Source organism: Nostoc sp. DedSLP03, from assembly GCF_034530815.1.
Lineage (GTDB): Bacteria > Cyanobacteriota > Cyanobacteriia > Cyanobacteriales > Nostocaceae > Nostoc.
Genome location: NZ_JAVRCK010000026.1, coordinates 1 through 23,189, shown reverse-complemented (window position 1 = coordinate 23,189; position 23,189 = coordinate 1). Strand labels below are relative to the sequence as shown.

The 23,189-nt window shown below is 41.8% G+C and carries 19 protein-coding genes and 1 tRNA gene; 5 read left to right on the top strand and 15 right to left on the bottom strand.

The window, feature by feature from the left end; genetic code table 11:
- Positions 1-39 precede the first annotated feature (39 nt).
- The 7 genes from RM368_RS14650 to RM368_RS14620 form a co-directional block, all read right to left on the bottom strand.
- Positions 40-6,369, bottom strand: a complete 6,330-nt coding sequence (locus RM368_RS14650) for an AAA family ATPase (RefSeq protein ID WP_322694724.1) — start codon at positions 6,367-6,369, stop codon at positions 40-42.
- A 783-nt stretch (positions 6,370-7,152) separates the two neighbouring features.
- Positions 7,153-8,034, bottom strand: a complete 882-nt coding sequence (ylqF, locus tag RM368_RS14645) for a ribosome biogenesis GTPase YlqF (protein ID WP_322694723.1) — start codon at positions 8,032-8,034, stop codon at positions 7,153-7,155.
- A gap of 74 nt (positions 8,035-8,108) precedes the next feature.
- The gene (locus RM368_RS14640; protein ID WP_322694722.1) at positions 8,109-8,492 is read right to left on the bottom strand and encodes a VOC family protein; all 384 of its coding nucleotides are present in this window, start codon (positions 8,490-8,492) and stop codon (positions 8,109-8,111) included.
- Positions 8,493-8,675: 183 nt separating this feature from the next.
- Positions 8,676-9,254 carry a Uma2 family endonuclease gene (locus RM368_RS14635; RefSeq protein ID WP_322694721.1) on the bottom strand — a complete coding sequence of 193 codons (579 nt, stop codon included), beginning with the start codon at positions 9,252-9,254 and terminating at the stop codon, positions 8,676-8,678.
- Between the two features lie 49 nt (positions 9,255-9,303).
- Positions 9,304-9,624 (bottom strand): hypothetical protein, encoded by a 321-nt coding sequence (locus RM368_RS14630; protein ID WP_322694720.1) that lies wholly within the window; start codon positions 9,622-9,624, stop codon positions 9,304-9,306.
- Positions 9,625-9,776: 152 nt separating this feature from the next.
- Positions 9,777-9,849 (bottom strand) — tRNA-Arg (locus RM368_RS14625).
- Between the two features lie 44 nt (positions 9,850-9,893).
- The gene (locus RM368_RS14620; protein WP_322694719.1) at positions 9,894-11,081 is read right to left on the bottom strand and encodes a murein hydrolase activator EnvC family protein; all 1,188 of its coding nucleotides are present in this window, start codon (positions 11,079-11,081) and stop codon (positions 9,894-9,896) included.
- 159 nt (positions 11,082-11,240) lie between these two features.
- Here RM368_RS14620 and RM368_RS14615 point away from each other — a divergent pair, with 159 nt between their 5' ends.
- Positions 11,241-11,528, top strand: a complete 288-nt coding sequence (locus RM368_RS14615; protein ID WP_322694718.1) for a hypothetical protein — start codon at positions 11,241-11,243, stop codon at positions 11,526-11,528.
- Between the two features lie 133 nt (positions 11,529-11,661).
- On the opposite strand, the gene trmFO is transcribed toward RM368_RS14615, so the two are convergent.
- On the bottom strand, positions 11,662-12,978 hold the full coding sequence (gene trmFO, locus RM368_RS14610; protein WP_322694717.1) for an FADH(2)-oxidizing methylenetetrahydrofolate--tRNA-(uracil(54)-C(5))-methyltransferase TrmFO: 1,317 nt from the start codon (positions 12,976-12,978) through the stop codon (positions 11,662-11,664).
- A gap of 389 nt (positions 12,979-13,367) precedes the next feature.
- Here trmFO and RM368_RS14605 point away from each other — a divergent pair, with 389 nt between their 5' ends.
- The 3 genes from RM368_RS14605 to RM368_RS14595 all read left to right on the top strand — a co-directional run bounded on the left by RM368_RS14605 (position 13,368) and on the right by RM368_RS14595 (position 15,574).
- Positions 13,368-13,622 carry a hypothetical protein gene (locus RM368_RS14605; RefSeq protein ID WP_322694716.1) on the top strand — a complete coding sequence of 85 codons (255 nt, stop codon included), beginning with the start codon at positions 13,368-13,370 and terminating at the stop codon, positions 13,620-13,622.
- 562 nt (positions 13,623-14,184) lie between these two features.
- Positions 14,185-15,465 carry a ribulose bisphosphate carboxylase small subunit gene (locus tag RM368_RS14600; protein ID WP_322694782.1) on the top strand — a complete coding sequence of 427 codons (1,281 nt, stop codon included), beginning with the start codon at positions 14,185-14,187 and terminating at the stop codon, positions 15,463-15,465.
- On the top strand, positions 15,452-15,574 hold the full coding sequence (locus RM368_RS14595; RefSeq protein WP_322682833.1) for a hypothetical protein: 123 nt from the start codon (positions 15,452-15,454) through the stop codon (positions 15,572-15,574). Before RM368_RS14600 ends, RM368_RS14595 begins: the two co-directional genes overlap by 14 nt.
- A 92-nt stretch (positions 15,575-15,666) precedes the next feature.
- On the opposite strand, the gene RM368_RS14590 is transcribed toward RM368_RS14595, so the two are convergent.
- The 7 genes from RM368_RS14590 to ahcY all read right to left on the bottom strand — a co-directional run bounded on the left by RM368_RS14590 (position 15,667) and on the right by ahcY (position 20,838).
- Positions 15,667-16,056, bottom strand: a complete 390-nt coding sequence (locus tag RM368_RS14590) for a cupin domain-containing protein (RefSeq protein WP_322694781.1) — start codon at positions 16,054-16,056, stop codon at positions 15,667-15,669.
- 374 nt (positions 16,057-16,430) lie between these two features.
- Entirely contained in the window at positions 16,431-17,180 is a 750-nt protein-coding gene (locus tag RM368_RS14585) for a hypothetical protein (protein ID WP_322694715.1), read from the bottom strand.
- A 363-nt stretch (positions 17,181-17,543) separates the two neighbouring features.
- Positions 17,544-17,939, bottom strand: a complete 396-nt coding sequence (locus tag RM368_RS14580) for a hypothetical protein (protein ID WP_322694714.1) — start codon at positions 17,937-17,939, stop codon at positions 17,544-17,546.
- Between the two features lie 607 nt (positions 17,940-18,546).
- Complete coding sequence (locus RM368_RS14575; protein ID WP_322655316.1) at positions 18,547-18,879, bottom strand: XisI protein; 333 nt, start codon at positions 18,877-18,879, stop codon at positions 18,547-18,549.
- Complete coding sequence (locus RM368_RS14570) at positions 18,867-19,019, bottom strand: element excision factor XisH family protein (protein WP_322694713.1); 153 nt, start codon at positions 19,017-19,019, stop codon at positions 18,867-18,869. Before RM368_RS14570 ends, RM368_RS14575 begins: the two co-directional genes overlap by 13 nt.
- Positions 19,020-19,026: 7 nt before the next feature.
- Complete coding sequence (locus RM368_RS14565) at positions 19,027-19,449, bottom strand: hypothetical protein (protein WP_322694712.1); 423 nt, start codon at positions 19,447-19,449, stop codon at positions 19,027-19,029.
- Positions 19,450-19,560: 111 nt separating this feature from the next.
- Positions 19,561-20,838 (bottom strand): adenosylhomocysteinase, encoded by a 1,278-nt coding sequence (gene ahcY, locus RM368_RS14560; protein ID WP_322694711.1) that lies wholly within the window; start codon positions 20,836-20,838, stop codon positions 19,561-19,563.
- A gap of 435 nt (positions 20,839-21,273) precedes the next feature.
- On the opposite strand from ahcY, the gene RM368_RS14555 reads away from it, so the two are divergent.
- Positions 21,274-22,887, top strand: coding sequence for a mechanosensitive ion channel family protein (locus tag RM368_RS14555; protein ID WP_322694780.1), 1,614 nt, complete (start codon positions 21,274-21,276; stop codon positions 22,885-22,887).
- Positions 22,888-23,189 lie beyond the last annotated feature (302 nt).

The following is a 23,189-nucleotide window of genomic DNA, read 5'->3' as shown; positions in this document are numbered from 1 at the left end:
AATTTGTAGAAAGTTACGCCGAGTGACAAGAGCTAAAAATTATACTGGAATTTCAATGATAAATTCTGTTCCCTTACCCAGAACTGAGTTGAAATGCAATTTTCCGTTGTGGATCTCTTCAACGATTTGACGAGCGATCGCAAGTCCTAATCCCGTGCCTTTACCGACAGCTTTTGTCGTAAATAAATGGTCAAACATTTTTTGTTTGACTTCTTCCTCGATACCCTTACCATTATCAGCGATTGTAATTTTCACTAAATTATTTTCTACTGTAGTGGTAATTGCAATGCAGTTGGGATTTGCTTTAATTTCGTCAAAACTTCGACCAATATTCGATTCCTCCAAGGCATCAATAGCATTTGCTAGTAAATTCATAAATACTTGATTTAGTTGTCCAGGGAAACACTCAACTTGAGGTAAAGTGGTGTATTCAGTTATCACTTCAATTGCTGGACGTTGATCGTTAGCCTTGAGACGATGTTTCAAAATTAAAATCGTGCTGTCGATGCCTTGGTGAATATTAAATGGTACTTTATAATCTTTATCGGCACGCGAGAAAGTTCGTAAACTGGTGCTGATATTTTTCAGGCGATCGCACGCCATCGACATGGCATCAATCATTTTAGGCAAGTCTTCTAAGCTATAATCCAAGTCGATTTCTTCGGCATGGTCTTTGATTTCATCACTTGCATTGGGTAAGCTTGATTGATAGAGTTTTAAGTGTTCAATTACATCTGTAAAAGTAGGTTTAGCTTGTTTGAGACTAGCAGCAATAAAACCGAGAGGATTATTCATTTCGTGAGCGACACCAGCAACTAAATTCCCTAGTGCAGACATTTTCTCACTTTGCACCATTTGTAATTGGGCGTTTTGCAAATCGGTTAGCGCTTGTTCTAAATCAAGTGATTTTTGCTGCAAGGCAAGTTCAGCAAGTTTGCGTTCGGCTTCAAGCCGCGCCCTTTCGCTAATATCTCGCATGACAACTACTGCACCGAGTTTATTACCTGAAGCATCGAAGATCGCTTGTCCGCTAGCTAACAAAATTCTCCTAGAGCCATGTTTCGGTGCAATTACCATTTCCGCATTTTCGACGATTTCTCCTTGCAAGGCGCGAAATAAAGGAATTTCCGTGGTTGATAGAGGTGTTTGACCATCAGGTTGATAGAGATCGAAGTGTTCTGCCCATTGTTTTGGTGGTAATGATTCTACTGGTAGACCATGAAATTCACAAGTTGCTTTGTTAAATAGAGTCAATTTGCCACTTGCATCGCAAACAACAATTCCATCAGTAATATTGTGAATGATGGCATTTAAAAATTCTCTTTCTTTGGCTAGAGATGCTTCGGCCTGTTTGCGATCGCTAATATCAATTACTACCCCATCCCATACAATTGCCCCATCGGCTTGTCGCTCTGGCCGAGCCGCAGATTGAATCCATTTCACGGTTCCTGAAGGCAGGATAATCCGCCATTCTTGCTCAAAGGGTGTGAGATTTTGGGCAGAGTAAGCGAGCGCTTGGGCAATAGCCGGGCGATCGTCAGGATGATTCATGGCGTAAACGCTATGCGTCCCTGCCATTACCAACTCTGGCTCTAAGCCATATAAGTCGAGACAGCCAGAACTAACGTAGGGTGTTGAAGTTGAACCATCCACCTCCAGACGGAATTGGTACACCATCCCAGGAATATTATTTGCCAAATTTTGGAAGCGGATTTCACTTGCCTGCAATTTTACCAGAGATTGTGCCAACTGTTGCGCATAATTCTGAGAATTTTCGTAAATTCGGGCATTTTCCAGAGAAATTGCGGCTTGGGCACAAAGCAAGTTCAGCAGTTCGACGCGATCGCTTGTAAAAGCTCCGGTTGCCAAATTATTTTCCAGGTACAATATGCCCAACAACTTACCCTGATTCAAAATCGGGCTGCACAAGATACTCTTGGGTTGCTGTTGCTGAATATACGGGTCATTGATTAATTGCGGATGCACCGTGGCATCAGTAATTACTGCTGGTTGTAAGTTGCGTTTGACGTTATTAATTAAGTTAACTGGTACATCAACTGAGTCTTCAACAGGCTGTGGGTTGAATAACATCGGGTAAAAATCAACTTTGGCAGCTTGGTTCTGTAGACTGCTCAGGGAAAGTTGTGCTAAAGCCTGAACTAGCAACCGCTCTGACTGCAAAAGCATAAATACACATTTATCAGCTCCAGCATTTTCAATGACGATATGCAGCAAAGCTGAAAGCAGTTTTTCAAGTTCGATTTCCCTAGAAAGAGTTTGGGAAGCTTTGAGAATGGTAGCTAAATCTAAAGCAACAGAGACGTTGCTACTATTGGAAGTGGCGGAACTGGTGGAGGTAACACTCTCCAAGATGAAGATAGTTTCGTTAGTTGAGAAGGGAGAACGGGTTTGCTCTAAGATGGGGGCGAGGAGTTGAGAATAGCGTCGTTCCAAATCGGCGACTTTGGCTTTAGCGCCCCAACGAGCATAGCCATAGTAGGCTTGGGTCATATATGACTGAGCAATGCGCTCTTTAGACCAATTGAGGTAGAATTTAGCGGCCAGTTCATTGGCGAGGGCTTCTTCTTGGGTGTAGCCGTGTTCTTTGGCTAGAGTTATGGCGCGATCGTACAAATCTATTGCCTCTGATTTCTGCCCTAAGACTCGGTATCGGTCGGCTTCAACTAAATAAAATTTGTGCAGGTAATTTTCTGGAGCATGGTCAGCCCACTTTTTCATTTTTTCCTGATTTTTAGCCACCCGTTGCAGAATGTTTTGCTGTTGTGCCTCACAAACCTGAGAATAGATTGCCAGATGGGCTAGAGAATCATAGGTGTAGCAGAGCGGAACTATGAATAAGCCTGTAGCACCACCTATATAGTTTTCAGCGGCGATCGCGGCTGACACCGCCAACTCAAACTTGCCAAACATGTAACACAGACCAAGTTGGTTGGCATAGAAATAATACAGCGCAGTTTGATCGCCCGATCGCTGGAGGGCTGGCACAATTTCCTCTCGATTAAAGGCATTTCCAGTCAGCTGCCAAGGTTCAGCAGAATCGCCAAGCATATTCAAAATTGGTTGCTGAAAAACGGTCAGATGGCTGGTAAGACCTTCTTGGTTGAGCTGCCCAAGCTGATCTCGGAAGGCAGCGCTCTCTCGGTTGAGATCGCTTAATTCTTTGCCCAGAAACCAACAATATGAGATGTAAATGAATCCGCAAATAGCAGCTGATTCTAAATCTCCCGTTTCCAATCCAACTTCGTAGCCTTCCCGGAGAAATGGTAAGGAGTTCTTGAGCGGCTCTTTCCAATGCCACACGCAACAGTAAATTCCGACATAGACTCTGGATTTCAATTCTTTGGCATTGAAATGTTCCAGCAACAAGTGTGCTAGTTGTGCAAACTCATACCCAAAGTCAATCTCTCCTGTCATCCCACAAAGTATCATTCCATAGTAGCCATAGCCAATTGCCGAAAATGAGCTATTGCCATATTGAACGGATAAATTGACCTGTTCGACGACAATAAACGGTAACAGCGCTGGAGTGACAACAAAAGCAGCAGAAGTGACAGCGGCAAGAATCCGTACAACTGCTAACTTGTTAGGATCTGTCATTTGGGGCAAATTGATTAAATCCAGCGGTTGCCTTCCAGCCAAAATGGATTTAGTCGTCTCGAATGCTTTGGCAATATCTGATTGACTGGGTTGCTTTGGAAGGCTGTTTCCTAGACGCTCTACAATCTTCAGGGCAATCTCTACTGCTTCTATAAATTGATGTTGGGCTTGAGCAGCTTGAATTTGAACTTCATAGACCTTGACCGTATCCAACAGATTTCTAGAGTGTTCTATTATGACTGCGGCCAATTGTGTCATCTGTTCAAAGTTGCCGCTCAGGTAAGCGGCTTCAGTGGCAGCTTCATAGAGGGCTAAGGTTAACTCATACTGCGTTTGCCACATATCTTCAGTTAACAAGGCGATGCCTGTAGTGCAATACTCAGATGCAGCTGTATAGGCAGTTGTAACTCTGGCTTTTTGTCCAGCTTTCAGATTGAGTTGGGCGAGTTCTATTTGCTTAGATAAATCGACAATTAGGGATTTGCCAATATTAAGTTGGTTAACAATTTCAAATAATTTTTCGTCTTGTTTGCTAACAGGTGTATGAGTCAGTAATAGTTGCCCAATTTTGAGGTGAGCGATCTGTTTTTGTTCCTCTGGAATCAGGAAATAAGCAGCTTGCTGGACGCGATCGTGCAAGAATTTGTAAACCGTCATTTGTCCTTCGTCATTTGTCATTTGCAAATGACCGATCGCCAATGAGGAATCCTGATAAAACTTGTAAATTTCATTGGTAGGAATGATAAATCCTTCTTGCAATGCTTTCCACAAGTCTGAAGCGGTTTCTGCCTGCGACTTTTCATAAACGATCGCTAACGTCGCCAAATCGAACTGATTGCCGATACAGGCTGCCAGTTTCAGAACATTTTGAGTGATGTTGGGCAATTTTTGAAGTTGTTGTGCCATAAATTCCACCACATCATCAGTCAGAGCCAGCGATCGCACTTGCGCTACATCACACTGCCAAAAACCTGCCTCCCAATTAAAGGTAATCAGCCCATCCTCATGTAACGCTTTCAAAAACTGAGTTGTGAAAAAAGGATTGCCTTTGGCTTTTTGATAAACCAACTCTGTCAACGGCAGTGCTTGTTTTGTTGCACAACTGAGCGAGTCAGCGATCAAATGGTTCACATCTGCTTGACTTAAGGGAGCTAGGTTCAAGGTTTTGATGCCAGAAGAAGTTTTTTCAATTTCATCTAGCGTCAACATCAGTGGATGAGCCGCAAACACCTCGTTATTGCGGTATGCGCCAATAATGAATAGATAGCTGCAATCGTTCTGAGACATTAACAACTTCAGCAAATTCAGCGATGCCGAATCTGCCCACTGCAAGTCATCGAGAAATATTACCAACGGATGCTCTCTGGTCGCGAACACCTGAATGAACTTTTGGAACAGCAGATTGAAACGGTGTTGTGCCGCACCGCCTGATAGTTCAGCGATCGCAGGCTGTTTGCCGATCAGCTGCTCCAGTTCAGGAATCACCTCGATCAGGACTTGCCCATTCTCTCCAACTGCCGCTAAAATCTTGCTCTGCCATTGCTCCAGTTGAGTATCGCTTTCCCTAAGCAACTGTCCCATCAAATCGCGAAAGGCTTGTACAAAAGCAGACAGAGGAATGTTGCGGTTGAACTGGTCGTATTTGCCCTTGATGAAGTAGCCGTTCCAGCGGACAATCGGTTTATGCACTTCATTGACGACTGCGGTTTTGCCAATACCAGAAAAACCTGCCACTAACATCAGTTGGGAGCCACCATTGGCAACATAACCAAATGCTTCTAGTAACGTTTGTACCTCCGATTCCCGTCCGTAGAGTTTTTCGGGTATCAGAAAGCGATCGCTGATATCTCGCTGTCCTAAATCAAACCAGGTGTGTTTGCCTGTTTCTCGCCACTGTTCTAAGCAGGTAACAAGGTCATGTTTAAGTCCTAGCGCACTTTGATAGCGGTCTTCGGCGTTCTTCGCCATCAGTTTGCGGACAATTTCGCCCAGCATCAAGGGCAATTTGGGGTTGAAATCGCACAGGCTAGGTGGAAGTTTTGCAATGTGGTAATGCACCAACTCCATCGGTTCATAGGACTCAAAGGGCAATTTTCCACTCAGTAATTCAAAGAAAGTCACACCTAAAGAATAGAAGTCACTGCGGTAGTCAATGCCTCTGTTCATCCGTCCGGTTTGCTCTGGCGACAGATAGGCTAGCGTTCCCTCTAGTCCATTGAGGCTCTGAAGTTCCTGGGTTTCTCGTGGTAAGAGCGAGGCAATACTAAAGTCAATCAGCTTGATTTGGTTCGTGTCAGGGTGAATCAGGATGTTGGCTGGCTTGATGTCTTTGTGAATGACGCGCTGTTGATGTAACTGGTGTAAGATTTCTAGTAGTTGCAGAGCAATGGGTAAGAATTGCTCTAATGTCAGTATTTTTCCTTGAGTAAATTGCCGCAAGGAAACACCACCAAAGTCTTCCATGACTAAGGCATAGCCATTATGATGGGCTTCTAGGCTGTAGGGTTTGATAATGCCGGGAATATCTAGATTTTTAGCGATCGCATATTGGTTGCGAAACTGGACTAATTCGCTAAAAGTTGGGTATTTTCGTTTTAAGAGTTTGATGACAACTGGTAGGCGATGCCTGCGGCGGGCTGCGCCTACGCATTCTCGAATTGCCCGATACACTTGAGTACGAGAACCTGAATAAAGCTGCTCGATGATTTGGCAGCCAGCAATCCTTAAAGTTCCATCAACTTTTGCGCTCATAAACTTTTACGAAAATCTCTTTATACTAGTGTTATAATTCCCGCTACCATAAATTGGGTAACAACCATTAGAAAAGTTACATTGGTATAGGGCACTGGAGCCAAAGAGTAGGAAGGCAAACACCTTTTTGTAGATGTGGGGAAGGCATTTTGATGATTTTCCAAAGTAGTATCAGAACTCCGTCAAAGAGTTTTTGATCTGACAAAGAAAGGCATGAGGCAACATTAAAAAAGTATTAAGAAACTTCCAAATAAAAATATCTCAAAACTGATGCAAAAATTCTTTCTATTTCTTCTCTTTTTGTGTTCTCTGCGCTTGGAGTGGTAGCCTGCGGCTTCGCCTTTGGCGTTTTCGTAGAGTAGCCGCTTTTCTAAGAACGCGAACAGTGTGTCGCAGAGAGACGCTTTACGTAGCTTGCTTCTTTGTAGAAGTATGCGTCTGCGTTTATTTGGATAATTTATTTCTTGGAAATCTCTAATTTAGTTAGTGAGTGGCAGTATCTAACGCGCGCGATCGCATTTTTCAGTAACTATGTGCTACTCCCATAAATCATATTGACTGTGTTATTTTAGTCTGGTTTAAACTCAAAGATTTAGCTTATAAAACTGGTCAAAATATTTATCAAATTATTTATCTTTGCAATTAAAAGTCAAGACGTTATCATGTTTATCGCCTAGTTGTTTGGCGCGCAGGACAACATAGCCGCGCCATTGCTTGTGACACTTGCGTAAGTCCTGTTAAAAATCAAATAGATTTCCTAATTTTTACTATTTGAATTTAGATTTAATTTGGTGGTAATTCTAAACTCATTTCACCCAACAATCCCTTACGAAAATCTGTTAAAAGTTGCCTTGCTGCTCGCTCTACATCACCTTTGTAACGATGCTCTGCCAAGGCGTGTAAATAGATATCTCCGGTGTCTGATGTGGAATCGAGTTGATAACGAGACTGTAATGGTTTTTTTGGTAATAAATCTCCTGCTACAGCTTCTAAATAGTTGAGTAAATCCACTAAGGCTGCTGCTACTAGCTGGTTATCGTAAGATGCTTCACCGATATCATCACAAATAGCTAATTTCAAGGCTGCGTCTTGGTCTTCTAATCTTAAAGGGATGACACCAGGAGCATCAAGCAATTCTAAATGTTCGGAAATTCGCACCCAGCGTAGTTGGCGAGTTACCCCAGGACGAGCTGCACTTTCCACAACTCGCTTTCCCAACAGGCGGTTAATTAAAGCTGATTTACCGACATTGGGAAAACCAATCACCACAGCTCGGACTGGACGGGGTAACATCCCGCGATCGCTTCTTCTTTGATTGAGTTCTACCCCAGCAGCTTGCGCTGCCCGCGCTACTTCTGCTATACCTTTACCATGTTGAGCGTTGGTAAAATAAGGGACTTCTCCTTGACGTTTAAACCAATCGATCCACAGCGATCGCATTTGTGGTGTAATCATATCTACTCGGTTAAGTATCAACACCCGTTTTTTACCTTCTACCCACTCACCTATTTGGGGATGGTGAGTTGCTAAGGGAATCCGAGCATCTCGTACCTCAAACACCACATCTACACGCTTTAGCTGTTCTTTGAGCTTCTTTTCAGCTTTCGCAATATGACCTGGATACCATTGAATCAGGTTTAATCTATAGTTTTGAGTTATAGCCATTTTTTTATTTGTCCTTTGTTATTTGTTTTTTGTCCTTTGTCATTAGTCATTTGTCCTTTGCAAATGACCAATGACTAATGACTCCCTCTAGCAGCTTGATGTAAAATCAGACGATTGCCATCAGGGTCATAAGCATATATTTCTCTGCCGTGGGAAGCAATGGAAATATCTCCTGATGGAGGATAGCCCAAAGCAGTTAGGTGAGCGATCGCATCTTCTAAGTTACTTACTTCTAAACACAAACTTATCTTACTTTTGGCGATCGCTTCAAATTCTGATTCGTTTGTGTTCTTTGGTTTAAAAATACCTAATCGCATACTAACTAAATTAAACTCAGCATAAACATTCGGAATCAAAATAACTGGCTTTTGCTCCAGCAAGTTGGTATAGAAATTCACTAACTTCTCAAAATTAACTGATGCTATGGTGACAAATGCGTTAGTGTACTGGAAACCCATATTGGCTTTAAATTAGTTGATTTTTTTGCTGAAGAAGTGCGATCGCCATCAAAAAAGATTTTCACTTTTCTAAAGTTATTACACTCAGCGCTTGTGGCGGTGTCGAATCTGGTTTGAGCTTTAAAGGGAGTGTCGATGGTTTAAGCGAATTTGAGTAGAAATAAAATCAAGATAATCAGTTATCTATGCAAAAATCTGCTGTAAATTTAAAACAAAACCAGGGAGAACATCTTCACCCGACAAATTTGTGGAAGATTGTAAAACTTCAGGTACCAGATTTGGGCGATAAATTATTACTTGTTTCTCTTTAGGATTAATTAACCAACCCAGTTGTAAGCCATTTGCTAAATATTCTGTCATTTTGGCTTTAGTATCTTCCACATCATCAGTTTCAGAAACTAATTCCACTGCAAAATCAGGACACAAAGGAAGAAATTTCTTTCTTTGTTCTGGAGTAAGAGCATCCCATCTTTCTATCCTTATCCAAGAAGCATCAGGTGAACGAGTTGCGCCATTTGGCAGTTTAAACCCAGTAGAAGAATCGAAAGCTTTTCCGAGCTTGTTCTGTCTGTTCCAAACTCCTAAATCAAGATACAGTTCAAAATTACGGTTTCCCGTTTCTCCCCCAGTAGGTGACATGATAATTAATTCCCCTTCACCAGTTAACTCTAGTCGTAATTCTTTATTCACAGCGACAATTTGTGCAAATTCCTCATCAGTAAATTGCAGATTAGCAGGTAATTGTAAGGTTAAAGCAGTCATAATTAATTACGCTCCACAAAAATCCTAGTTGCATCAAATCCATGTGCTACTAATAGAGAAGATTAACATCTACCTCTACTTTAAGAATTTCTCCAACAAATGCCCCATTGTTTGATTTTTTAAAACAATTTTGAGGTAGGTAATAGGGGTGAGAGACTAATGGCACGAAGAAAAGATACAGCCCTTGCTCTGACTGGTTAAGAGCCTCTAGGCAGGAAACCCATTCTGGAAGGGCTGCCGCCTCCAGTAGCTTGACAAGAGGCAGAGCCTCTTTTAAAAGATTCCCAGCCTCCAGGCTAGGAACAAGATGATACAAGCCTTTGGGCTTTACAAGCGTGCCATTCGGGTGAGAGACTGAATGAGAAAACAAAACCTGTAGTGTAGCGTTATATCAATCACCACATACGTACACTAATTTTTGTATTCCAGACTATCCATTGCGATTCTGTCTCATAGGGTAAATTAGGTTTAGCCTATGAGAGAAAATGACCTCTCGATTTTGTGGTTTGTCTGTAAAGGTAACGAGCGCGGAGGGATTTGAACCCCCGACCCACAGAACCGGAATCTGTTGCTCTATCCACTGAGCCACGCGCCCTCATTCTTCAATATTATAGCACGTCTGCGATCAAATTCGCAGCTTTAAAGATAATTAGCTGGGTCTACGGGTGTACCATTGCGACGAACTTCAAAGTGGAGGTGGGGGCCAGTTGAGAAACCTGTGGAACCGACAGCTGCGATCGCTTGTCCGCGTTCAACTGCTTGTCCCTCAGAAACATATAACTCGCTGGTATGCCCGTAGAGTGTAGTCATACCATTGCCGTGGTCGATAATTACCGCTCTGCCATAACCACCATACCAGCCAGCAAAAATTACTGTTCCTGAATCGGCTGCTCGAATTTTACTACCATAGCTGGCGGCAAAATCTAACCCGGCATGAAAGCGACGATAGCCAAGAATTGGGTGTATCCGCCAGCCGAAGGGACTGCTAGTAGGAGCATCGCTAGGATATGCCATTATACCAGTTCCCCGAATGATGATACTTGTTCGGCTGTTGGTTTTTGCTTGGGCTTCTGCTACCTTTTGTTGAATCAAGACTTCTAGATTTTTGGATTCTCTTTCTAGCTGATTTTGCGCTGCTTCCAAGGCGAGGCGATCGCTATTCAGGCGTTGAATCAATTCTGATTGCGATTGCGCCTGGGTTTGATAATCAGCTTTTTGTGCCAACAGTTGCTCGCGAATTAAGCCAATTTCGTTTTTTTGCTGTTCTACTTCCGTTTTTTGTTTATCGATTGAGTTTGCTTGGGTGTTGAGTTTTACCAAAATTTTCTGGTCTGCTTGAAACACTAACTTCAACTGATGACGACGGCTGAAAAAGTCGCTGATATTTTCACTTTCGAGCAAAACTGCCCATCCCGCAAAAGCAGGCGATCGCTGGAGGTAACGCAATCGTGCTACTGTTGCGATTTGCTGCTCCTGATACGAACGTTCTGCCACATCTAAATCAGCTTCTAATTGCTGGAGGCGTTGGCTAGCAAGTTGTAATCGTGATTCGCTCTCTTGAAGATAGCTATCTGTAGTTTGCAAATTTTGCTTCAAACCAGTGAGGTGTTTCTGCGCCTCTTGTTGGAGATTAGTTAAGCGATCGCGCTCTCCAACTACACCCTGATGCTGCTGGTTCATTTGTTGCTGCTGTTGTCGCAGAGTCTCAATAGACTCTGTAGATGTTGCGTCGGCTGGAATTAATGCCAAACAAATCCACAAAATACAGCAAAATGCAATAGATAAACAGCAATAAATCTGCTTTTTTTCTAGAAATCGCCCTCTCATAGTGCGAACCTAATTAAAACGATGCTTTCAAACACTATGAGGATTATTCCCAAAATCTGATTCACTTACTCCAACGCATTATCAAATTGGCCTGCCAAGTTGTAACACAAGAATTCTAAGTATGTCAGCATTGAGCAGGTTTATTAGCAGCTGAGATGTATGAACGCACGCATAGCAATTCTTTTAATTACCTTAGTTTTTCCAGGTTTGGCGGTGGTGGGAGTATCGTTGTATTGGTTTAATCTCGATTATGCAGCACTGATCAAAGCTGAAAAGTATGTGGAAAACCTGGTAGAGGTCGGAAAAGTAAATGATAGACAGTTGGAGTATGCCTATCATCGCACCTACATTCATCGCATTAACGTATTTGCCGATGGTACCTGGGGATTGCTAGGAGGTGTAATTACAGCGCTTGGCATACATGGATTAGTCACTATTAAAAAATAGATAGAGATGGGGAGATGGGGAAATGGGGGCAGCCGGAGCAGGGGTGCATGTTAAAGGTTAAAGGGAAAAGGAATAAATTTAATCTTTCCCCTTTTCCCCTTACCCTTTCCCCTTACCCCATGCCCAATGCCCATTAATTACAATTAGCTTTCCAGGTTGCCAAATCAGCTAAAGAGCGATCGCGGTAACGTCCATAACGCTCTGGTTTACTTTTGATTTTCATTCCTAAATCGGGGAAAATCCCAAAGTTAGGCGGCATTGGTTGGAAATGCTTGGGGGAAGCAGAACTAATAAATTCTAATAATGCACCAATCATTGTTGTTGGTGGTAAAACCAAAGCTTCTTTACCCAAGGCTAATCGCGCGGCATTAATTCCCGCCAAGCAACCACCCGCAGCCGCCGCAGTATAACCTTCAGTACCAATCAATTGTCCAGCCGCTAACAATGTCGGACGCTCTTTAAATTGCAAAGTAGGATGCATTAATTGGGGAGCATTAATAAAAGTGTTGCGGTGCATTACTCCCAGCCTGACAAACTCTGCTTTTTCTAAACTGGGAATTAATTGAAAGATTCGCTTTTGTTCGCCCCAACGCAGATTAGTTTGAAATCCTACCATGTTCCACAATTGACCAGCTTTATCTTCTTGTCGTAACTGCACCACAGCATAAGGACGTTCTCCTGTGCGAGTATCTGACAATCCCACTGGCTTTAGAGGGCCGTAACGCATGGTATCTTCCCCGCGCTGGGCTAGTTCTTCTATGGGCAAACAGGCTTCAAAAAATTTCGCCGTTTCTCGTTCAAAACCCTTGAGTTCTGTTTGTTCAGCTTTACAGAGTTCTTCCCGAAAGTGCAAGTACTGCTCTTTATTCATTGGGCAGTTGAGATAAGCAGCTTCACCTTTGTCATAACGTGATGCCATAAAAGCAATGTCACGATTAATCGATTCTCCGACGATAATCGGACTGGCTGCATCAAAAAAGCTGAGGTATTCCATGCCCGTAAAGCGGCGCAAATCTTCTGCTAAGTCGGGACTAGTTAAAGGCCCGGTTGCTAAAACCACAATTCCTTCAGGAATCGCAGACACTTCACCCCGACGGAATTCAACTAAAGGATGACTCGCTAAAGTTTCTGTTAAATCTTGGCCAAATTGTCCCCTGTCTACGGCTAGCGCCCCACCAGCCGGTACGGCGTGTTCATCAGCTTTTGAGATCACAATCGAACCGAGTTGGCGTAACTCTTCGTGCAATAATCCCGCCGCGCGATCGCTTGCCATTGCCCCAAAGGAATTACTACACACTAATTCTGCTAAATGTTCTGTATGATGAGCCGGACTAAATCGCTTTGGACGCATTTCATGCAGAATTACTGGCACTCCAGCTTGCGCTATTTGCCAAGCTGCTTCTGTCCCAGCTAGTCCACCTCCAATTACTTCTATCGGTTGTGTTTCCATAGTTAAATTTTAATTACCATATTATAAGTATCCATCAGCATTACAGAAGTAAAATTAAATCAAAAGTGATGTTAAAGCACAACAAGTGCAAATAAAGTATTGGATCAATTTTAACGTTGAGACTACACTTTCAAGGTTTTTTACAATCGTTTTTGCCATAATATGAAAAGCCACCGACAGCATTGGGCTAAACATTTTTCAACTGGCACACTGCCAAAAAGCGCGATCGCGTCCTCAGACCTTGCCTAATTACATTAATCCAAAAAATAGCAAAATTAGTTATAAAAGTAGGTTTTTTCGATATCAACCCTTGATTTTTGCTTTTTTGAAATGATACATTAAGTATGCATTCAATAATTAGCTAACAATGCGTAATTGAAATGTGATTTATGACTAAAAACAAAATCAAATATAACGTCGATTTAAATCTAGCTCCAGTTATGTTTATTGAAGAAGTAATAGACGAGCAGGAATTGAAAAGTGTATACGGTGGCGCAACGCCTCCTGTTTCGCGACTAACGCCTGAAATTCTTGCTGCTCTTGAAAAGCGTGGTATTATATTGCCTAAAGATCCTAACAACCCAGACATATTAACAGAAGAGGCGTTGTCTGCTTTAAAAGAAATTTCGGGTAATGAGACGTAAGTCTCTAGGCAGAAATAAATTACAAGTTTGTAGTAAGGACTTTAGTCCTGATAATCCTTACTCTGAGCGATAAATCGCTCACTACAAACTAGGAGTTTATTTTATATTATGTCTACCTACTTAGGAGATACAAACGATTTCCATTAACTGTAGTGATATGCAATACTGGGGCGTGTTTGAAAACACGCTCTATTCTCAAAAATAGGCTAATATAAGTAATTCTGGAATTATACAAATGGCTTATTAAAGTCATTTGATATTGTAATCAAATCTTTGGCACTACCAAATAACAGCAGTTTTCACTCCTTCCATACTTGGGTGTGCGTTCAACTTTGGCAACAGATAATAGACTTCTTGTCATTGTGGGGAAAAGGGTAAAGGTATGGAATTTTCCCAAACCCAGTAACCTTTCTCCAATATCTTGGCATTTGTTACTTTTGCGAGATGTCTAATCAACCCAACAGATGAACAAACACAAGCTTGTTTGAAAGAAAAGCGATCGCTATCCCCAAAAAAAATTAACATTAACCTTAGAAGTGTTAATTTTTTATCACATAAACTCATGGGTTACTACATCGCTCCCCGCTTTTTGGACAAACTTGCTGTCCACATTACCAAAAACTTCCTGAAGCTTCCTGGCGTGCGAGTTCCCGTGATACTAGGTATTCATGGACGCAAAGGAGAAGGTAAAACATTTCAATGTCAATTAGTCTTCGAGAAAATGGGTATCGAAGTCACTAACATATCTGGTGGCGAATTGGAAAGTCCAGATGCCGGAGATCCAGCGCGGTTGATTCGGTTGCGCTATCGGGAAACAGCAGAACTGATCAAAGTACGCGGCAAAATGTGCGTACTGATGATTAACGATTTAGATGCTGGTGCTGGACGCTTTGATGAAGGGACTCAATATACTGTAAACACGCAGTTGGTGAATGCCACACTGATGAATATTGCTGATAATCCCACAGATGTGCAGTTGCCGGGAAGCTATGATTCCACACCTTTACATCGTGTGCCGATTATTGTCACAGGTAATGATTTTTCCACCCTCTATGCACCGTTAATTCGGGATGGACGGATGGAGAAATTCTACTGGGAACCAAATAGAGACGATAAAGTGGGAATTGTCAAGGGGATTTTTGAACAGGATGGACTCTCACAGAAGGAAGTTGAACAGCTAGTTGATACTTTTGTCAATCAGTCCATTGACTTTTTTAGCGCTTTGCGATCGCGCATTTATGACGAACAAATCCGCAACTACATTCATAAAGTAGGTTTTGAGCAGATATCCTTGAGTGTCGTTAACAGCGCTAAAGGCCCGCCACAATTTCAAAAGCCAGATTTCAGACTGTCTCACTTAATCGAGTCTGGTAACTTCCTGGTTGGCGAACAAAAACGGGTGGAAAATTCTCATTTGGTTGATGATTACAATCGACTCAATCGAGGTAGAAATTCTCAATCCACACCACCTGCTGTAGTAACACCAATTAAACCAATTAGTCAGCCGTTAAATAGCCCAACCCAAGAAGTAAAAACAAATGGATTTCAGAAACAGGAAGCATCCAGTCCACATTTGACTCTAGATACACAAGCTCAAATTAGGGAATTATTGGCTCAAGGTTACAAAATTAGTATTGAACACGTAGATGAGCGCCGCTTCCGCACAGGTTCTTGGCAAACTTGTGTTCATAGCCACATTGATGCTGAGACTGATGCCATCTCAAATTTGGAGGCAACTCTGGCAGAATATAGCGGTGAGTATGTGCGCTTAGTAGGTATCGATCCCAAAGCCAAGCGGCGTGTGGTGGAGACAATTATTCAGCGTCCAAATGGGAACAATTAGGAACAGATGCAGCAAAATCTGGGTGTTTAACGACCAAACTCACCGGACGCAGACAACCTTGGCAACTCAACCGACCAACTTGTGGCGTTCCGGTGCAGCAACTTGTTAGGCGACGCTTTGATAGTGCACCTAGCGAGAACATTGTCGGGCATTTCTACACAGCCGCACGCTGCGCGTACAAAAAGCATCCAGCAATCATTTCTAGTAGGGACTCGAGGCAGGTTCTCCCGCGCCGTTAGTCCAAATGTCGTCTGGCAGCGATCGGTCACGGTGACAAACCCGATCGTGGTCAGGATACGTGATTGTGTCTACTTCCGCTCGAGTGCCGACTATCAGGCATTGCGTTGCCTTGGAGCTACGATTCTCGAGAAAGTGGCCTATCGGCACTCCTGCTTGAAAAGTTGCGGCGTCGCCAGGACGTAGTACAGTCTTTGTGTCTCCTTCGATGAGCACGATCTCGCCTTCGAGGACATAGACCATTTCATCCTCAGCACTATGCCAATGTTTGATTGAAGAACGAGAGCCAGGCTGCAAGACTTCGATGAACGCGCCGAACTGGGTAAGTCCTCCTGCTTCGCTGATCCAGAGCATACGATTTGGTTTATGCGCGGCGTGAGAGGGACTTTCCTCCACGATGAGACTATCAGGAGTGATAACAGTCATGTTGGTACCTCTGGGAATTCTGGAGCAATAGTTATTCCATTGTGTCTAGGGCACGAACCGACGCAAAACTTCGTTCGTGTCCCTAAATGAAGCGTTACTTTCAATTCGGTTAAGGCAAGAGACGCGATGAATCGCTGTTTCTACAAAGTCAATTTTAAATCATTTGCGAACAACAAGAAAACCTTAAATCCATAAGAAGTTGGGGATTTAAGGTTGTAAATTCGATTTGCCAGGGTTGTTGTTAATTATTAAACAACTGGAAACAATATGTTTCCTTAATTTGAAAGCTAAATTTTTTCCTTTTATCTACAAGTACTGGCTGAAGCTGAGGTCATTGTTCTTAAATCGCTTGTAAATGCGGCTGTGTATTGATAAGGTGATGAACCAGAGCAATTCATGGAATTTGTATAGGTGTTACGGGGATTCCACCATGACATTGCTTTCACAGTCAAATTTGCGCCATTCCATGATAGAGACTGGACGAGTAAAGAGTTCGTTTGTCCATTATCTGGCTTTTTAGAAGATAAAAATGTGGCATAATTAACCTGCCCATTCGCTGGATTAATTCGGGCTATCACTGCGACTTTTGGCCCGCCTCCATTACCATAGCTAGACAACCATCGACCACTGGCAAAACGGCTGAAATTATTACCTGTCTGACTGCCTGTAGAAGAGTAAATGCCATATAAAACATCACTTCCATTCCAATACAATCCGTAACCTGTACCATCATCGCCTGTTGTCTCGTAATCATCACGACACCATGCTTTTATCCCATTATTAAAGCGGATAGTTATAGGGTTTTTGTTATTTGAGAATTGCTGATAACCAATGTAAATTCTTGCTGATCCATTAGCTACTTTGGGGCCATTTTTAGCTGCGATTGTCGCTTCACTATCATTGCAACTGAATGTCACAGGTTCGCCGACCGATGTATTTATGGTTTCAGCTAAAACTGGAGCAGTTTTTTGTATGAGAACTAAGTCACCTACTAAAATTACAGACAAAGAAATGCCCGCAAAATACTTGTGTAATTTGCCAGAATAAATCATGTTATGAATCTGCCGAGACAAGGAACGGAAAACACCGTATCACTATAAACTCTAATCAGTATTTAGACAAGTAAAATGGTTGAAAACACTATACAGCAAGAGTCTCAGTATTCTAAAATATTAGATATAACTACAAAATGCCCGATCTAATATGCATGATGATGCATGATAGTAGCTGTATATAATTATTGTTTATCAAAGACCGTTAGTAAATATAAAAAATTGCAATAGGTTATGCTTTACCATAAACAATTGCAATAATTGAGAAAATAATTTTAATCAGCCAAGTGCCTTTGTTCCTTCCCTAGATCCCTTGTAAGAACATTGCTTTCCCTGCTGTTTTATGCTTTTATCCGGGCTGTATTAGGTAGTTTTCGGATTTTTATCTGATGCTTCTCCACCAGCAGCTTTCAAGCGGCTCAATCTGCTTTTGCGAATCCGTTCACTCTCCCGAATCCCACCCGCCATTTCATATTCGCTGCTATCTTTGCCATATTTAAAAGCAACCCCTCGAACCATCTTATCTGTAAGATTACTTAGGGTTTTCTCCATCGCATCAATTTTAGTTTTAGAAGAATCAATTACAGTTAAGGCAGTGTTATAAGCATCAAGCATGGATCTTAGCTGTTCAATTGCTTGACTCAAGTTTTGCAAATCGCAATCATCACCAAAACTCATATTTGAATCAATTGCTTTTAGTCCAGCGGATCTCAACTCAGCTTTTTCGAGAACACGGGATGTACGTTTTTTACGAGACATCAATATATTCCTTAGAGAGGTTTCTAAAGCTACTTTGGCTTACTAAAGCTGTTTTTTGGTTCAGTAAAATTAGCGATCATTATATTTGTTAAAAAAAAATCAACCAATTTGAGTAATTTCTCGATATTTCCAGTTATTAGCTGTTTTTCTTTGCAATTGCTTTAATATTGATGAGGAACATTGCAATGTTGATGAGGAACATTGCAATGTTGATGAGGAACGTTGCAATTTTGATGAGGAACATTGCAATATTTATGAAGAACGTTGCAATGTTGATGAGGAAGATTGCAATGTTGATGATTCATATTGCAATCTTGATGAAGAATATTGCAATTTTGATGCGAATACAACCGACAGAATCTAGAAGTACAAAGTGCAAAACTCAGATAAGCTAAAACACATCTAATTTGCAGATGAAAATTTTCTCAATATTTTGTGCAGTGGGTCGAAAAGCCATTGGTGTAAACTTAAGCCGAAAACTATATCAGACAGGCGTTTTGCAAATCCCTTACACCCTCATCCCCTAACCCCTTCTCCCTTGGGAGAAGGGGAATTGAATGTCTAGCTCCCCTCTAACAGATGGGAGAGGGGATAGAATACAGAAAATTTAAACAGATGCAAAACCAGTAAATTGCCGGACATAAGGGGATCTAAAACCTAAAACAATATCGGTTGTCGGCACACCTAATTCTACTAATTGATTAGCTATTCCTTCTTCTGTAAAATCGCGCTGAATCCAAATTTTATCATCCTTGATACTAAGATGAATTGGGCATCCATACACTCTTTCTTCATCATGCCATCCCACATATACTAATAAGTAGCGATCGCGTTCTGTATCAAAAACAATTTCAGTATTTTCTAAATTTTCTTGGGGTTGCTCATTTGCATATTTATAGATGATTCTTTTTACTAATTCCTGATAATTTAATTTTTCCATAATACTATCTCCTGTTTCTGAGCATGAAAAACGAATAATTTGATTTCATACCGTTCTAGTACACTTTGAATAAAATAATCTATAAAAAACTCTTGATAAATGTCTTTAGATATTGCTAAATATAATACTCGCTCAAGCAAATAAAAATTACAAAATAGTAATTTTTACTCTATCATGGTCTTCATCAGTAAAGGTTGATTGATATTTTTTCATTTCACCTGGTTTGAGTATAATATCAAAATATTGAGATGAAGGTTTAATTTCATATCCGAAAAACGTACCTGAAAAAAATTGCAATTTTACGCTTCTATTATTTCTATTTTCAAAAATAAATTCTATGCCATTGTATTCACGGTAATAATAGGAGTCATAATAAGTATTTTTTGTCCTAGTAATTATTACATTATTTCTATAAATAGTAAAATCTCTTTCTTTAAATGCATCAGCTTTTCTTAACTTAATTATGCCTATAGAACTGTGATAAATTTCTATGAATAATAATGGAATTGAATACAAAAAGAAAACAAATAAAAACAATACAATTATAACAATTCCGAAAATAAATTGCATATTGATGAACTCCTTATAAGCAAAATTAAACCAAATATTTGAAAGAAAAATGGCTATAAAAAAAGGGATAAGCAAAACGCTTATCCCTCCAAAAATCAACTAATCAATCTATCAAGTTCCACTTGTCCAAGAATTGATGTACTCAATTTGATCGGCTGTTAGGCTATCAATGGTAATCCCAATAGCCTGCAACTTCAACCGAGCAATTTCTTGATCGACTTCAACCGGAATCGAGTGCAAACCAGGTTGCAACTTACCTTTATTCTTCACCAGGTATTCACAAGCCAAAGCTTGGTTGGCAAAACTCATATCCATTACCGCGCTGGGGTGTCCTTCAGCCGCAGCTAGGTTAATCAAGCGTCCTTGTCCGAGAACGACAACTGATTTACCATTTTTCAATTTATATTCTTCGGTGAAAGGCCGAACTTCTTTGATTTCTTTAGCTTGTGCAGCCAAGTATTTCAAATCAAGTTCCAAGTCAAAGTGACCGGAGTTACAAACGATCGCACCATCTTTCATGACATCGAAGTGTTCGCCGCGAACGACGTGCTTGTTACCAGTCACAGTGATAAATATATCACCTTGGGGTGCAGCTTCAGCCATTGGCAGGACGCGGAAGCCATCCATTACGGCTTCAATTGCCTTGATGGGGTCGATTTCGGTGACGATGACGTTAGCACCCATGCCACGGGCGCGGAGGGCTGTACCTTTACCACACCAGCCATAACCGACAACCACAACATTCTTCCCAGCCAACAAAATATTGGTGGCGCGGATAATGCCATCTAGGGTTGATTGCCCAGTACCATAGCGATTATCAAAGAAGTGCTTGGTGTCCGCGTCGTTGACGTTGACTGCGGGGAAGGTGAGAACGCCTTCTCTAAACATGGCGCGTAACCGCACGATCCCGGTGGTGGTTTCTTCGGTGCTACCAATCAAATCAGCAATTTGGTGTTGGCGTTCTTGTACTAAAGTTGCAACTACATCGCTACCGTCATCAACAATAATGTTGGGGCGATGATCTAAAGCTATTTGGACGTGGCGGTTATAAGTGGCGTTATCTTCGCCTTTTTGAGCAAAGACGGGAATTTCATGATCGACGACGAGACTAGCTGCTACGTCATCTTGAGTTGATAAGGGATTGCTAGCAATTAAAAGCGCATCTGCACCACCGGCTTTCAGAGCGATCGCCAAATGTGCTGTTTCAGTTGTAATGTGGGCACAAGCTACAAGGCGTAAACCAGCGAAGGGCTTTTCGGTTGCAAAGCGATCGCGGATTTGCTTCAAAACTGGCATTTCGCGTCCAGCCCATTCAATGCGCTGTCTTCCCAAGGCAGCTAGGCCGAGGTCTTTAACCTCGTGCTTTAATCGGGGAGAAGTTGCGGTCATCAAAAGTTACCTCAAAAAATTAAAAAAGCTACGTAAGTTTTACGCACTCTACTAGGTTATTCTACTACTGGCGATTTTTGCTTGGATAAAAGCAAATCACTAGTCAAGAATCCTCAAAACTAGCTTGACGTTTGATCGCCGGAATGTCAACTTCCTCTCCAGCTTCTTCTTTTTTGTTTTATCTTTGGTAAGAGTAAGACTCTTTTTGCCCTGACCTGCTAATTTTCGTCATCTATCTCAAGATAGAAGACAAAGAAAAAAACATCAAATTTTCATCAACTCAAGGGAAAACTTCAACTTTAGATAGGTACATCTACCCAAAGGTATTAAGCAGGATAGTTAAAGTAGTAATTGATAGATTTTACTTAAGGAGGTGTTTAAGTGCGCTTTAAATTTTTGGCGTTGGCTTTGCCCGCCGTAGGCATCGCTAGTTCAATGGCTATAGGCATTGTATCTGTGCCAAAAGCCACAGCCCAGATACCTTTGTTACCGCAACTGCAAGCTCCCAGCAGTATTAGTAATGATTCAGATAACAGAGTTGTTTCGGGCTGGATTTATTTAGATGGCCGTCGGTTATTTCAAATAGCGGCAACAAGAACCAACTTTCCTGAGCGTTCAGAAGATATTCAAAAGAAGTTGGAGAAAATTGGTCAAAATTACTTTCAATCACCAGCAAACACACCAGTCAAGGTAGAAGTTCGCAAAGTAAACGAATTACCAGTAATTTATGTCAACGGTCAATATCTGATGACCGTTACTTCGGAAGATGCGGAACTGCGACAAGTAGATGTATCGACATCGGCAAATCAAGTCGCCGAATCATTACAAGAAGACTTGCAACAAGCCAAACAAGAAAGGCAAATTCAATCTTTAATCGACCAAGGTAAAATTGCTGGCGGTATCGGACTAGCAATGATTGTCATGAGTTGGGGGGTATATAGCTGGCAGCGGCGTTCCCAAAAGAATTTAGAAAACTCCATTGCCTCCCAATCCCAAAGGGAACTCTTCAACTACTCAAAACCAGCAGATCAAGCAATTACAACACAACTAAATCAACGACAACAGCAACATCTCCAAGAAGCCAAAAGACGATTATTTCAGCTTAGTCAAGCCGGAATTTGGGCAGGTGGAAGCTTCTTTATTTTGGGTCTATTTCCTTATACAAGAGGTTTTCAGGTAGCAATTCTCACAGCCGCCCAATTTCCTGTGCGATTAGGTGTTGTCTGCTTGGCAACCTATGTAGCAATTCGTTTGACCTACGCCCTGATTGACCGCTTTGCCTCCACACTGATTAGCAGTAGTGCTTTCCTCACTCCAGAAAGTTCTGCACGGTTGCAACTGCGTGTTTCCACATTTTCTGGTGTAACTAAAAGTATCACTACTGTTATCTGGGTAGGAGTAGGTTTCTTGATTGCGCTGGTATCCTTGGGGATAGATATCGTTCCTTTACTAGCGGGTGCGAGTTTAGTTGGTGTTGCATTGTCTTTAGCATCGCAAAACTTAATTAAAGATGCGATTAACGGTTTTTTGATTATTTTAGAAGACCAGTATGCTTTAGGCGATGTGATTAATGTCGGAAACGTGGGAGGCTTAGTAGAAAATCTGAATCTGCGGATGACCCAAGTGCGGGATTCTGAAGGGCGCTTGATTACAATTCCCAATGGTGAAATTAAAGTTGTTGCCAATCTTTCTAGTCGTTGGTCGCGAGCCGATTTAACAATTCCCATCGCCTACCAAGCCGATACAGAAGAGGCTTTGAACTTGATTGCAACTATCGCCGATCAAATGAATCAAGAAATGCAATGGCAGAGTAAAATTTTGGAACCGCCGCAAGTTTTGGGAATAGATCAATTTGGCGATCGCGGTTTGATTATTCGTGTTTGGATTAAAACACTGCCCCTCAAACAATGGGATGTAGCACGAGAATTTCGCCGCCGCCTAAAAGTTGCCCTAGACGAAGCGGGAATTTCCATCTCTGTACCTCAACAAGCAATTTGGGTCAATGACGAGCAATCGTTAAATTTTTCGAGTAATGGCAAAGATAATTAGAAATTTAGATTCATTGCCGCATCGAGTCTAGATTAAACCTGCCTTAAAAATAGGGACTGGGGACTGGGGACTGGGGACTGGGGACTGGGGAAGAGATATTTTTATTGTTCCTTGTGAGTTCCACTCATGAAGTCTCTTGCATAAATAAAAATAAAGAACCCTACCCCGCATTTGAGTAAAGCAAACGCTTCCCTGCCCAAGGCATCGGCTACAGCGTACACACAAGTCCAATTACCCCCCTTAGTCCCCCCTTATAAAGGCTTGTCATTACCAACATCTTTTAAACTGACTGGGTGATAAAA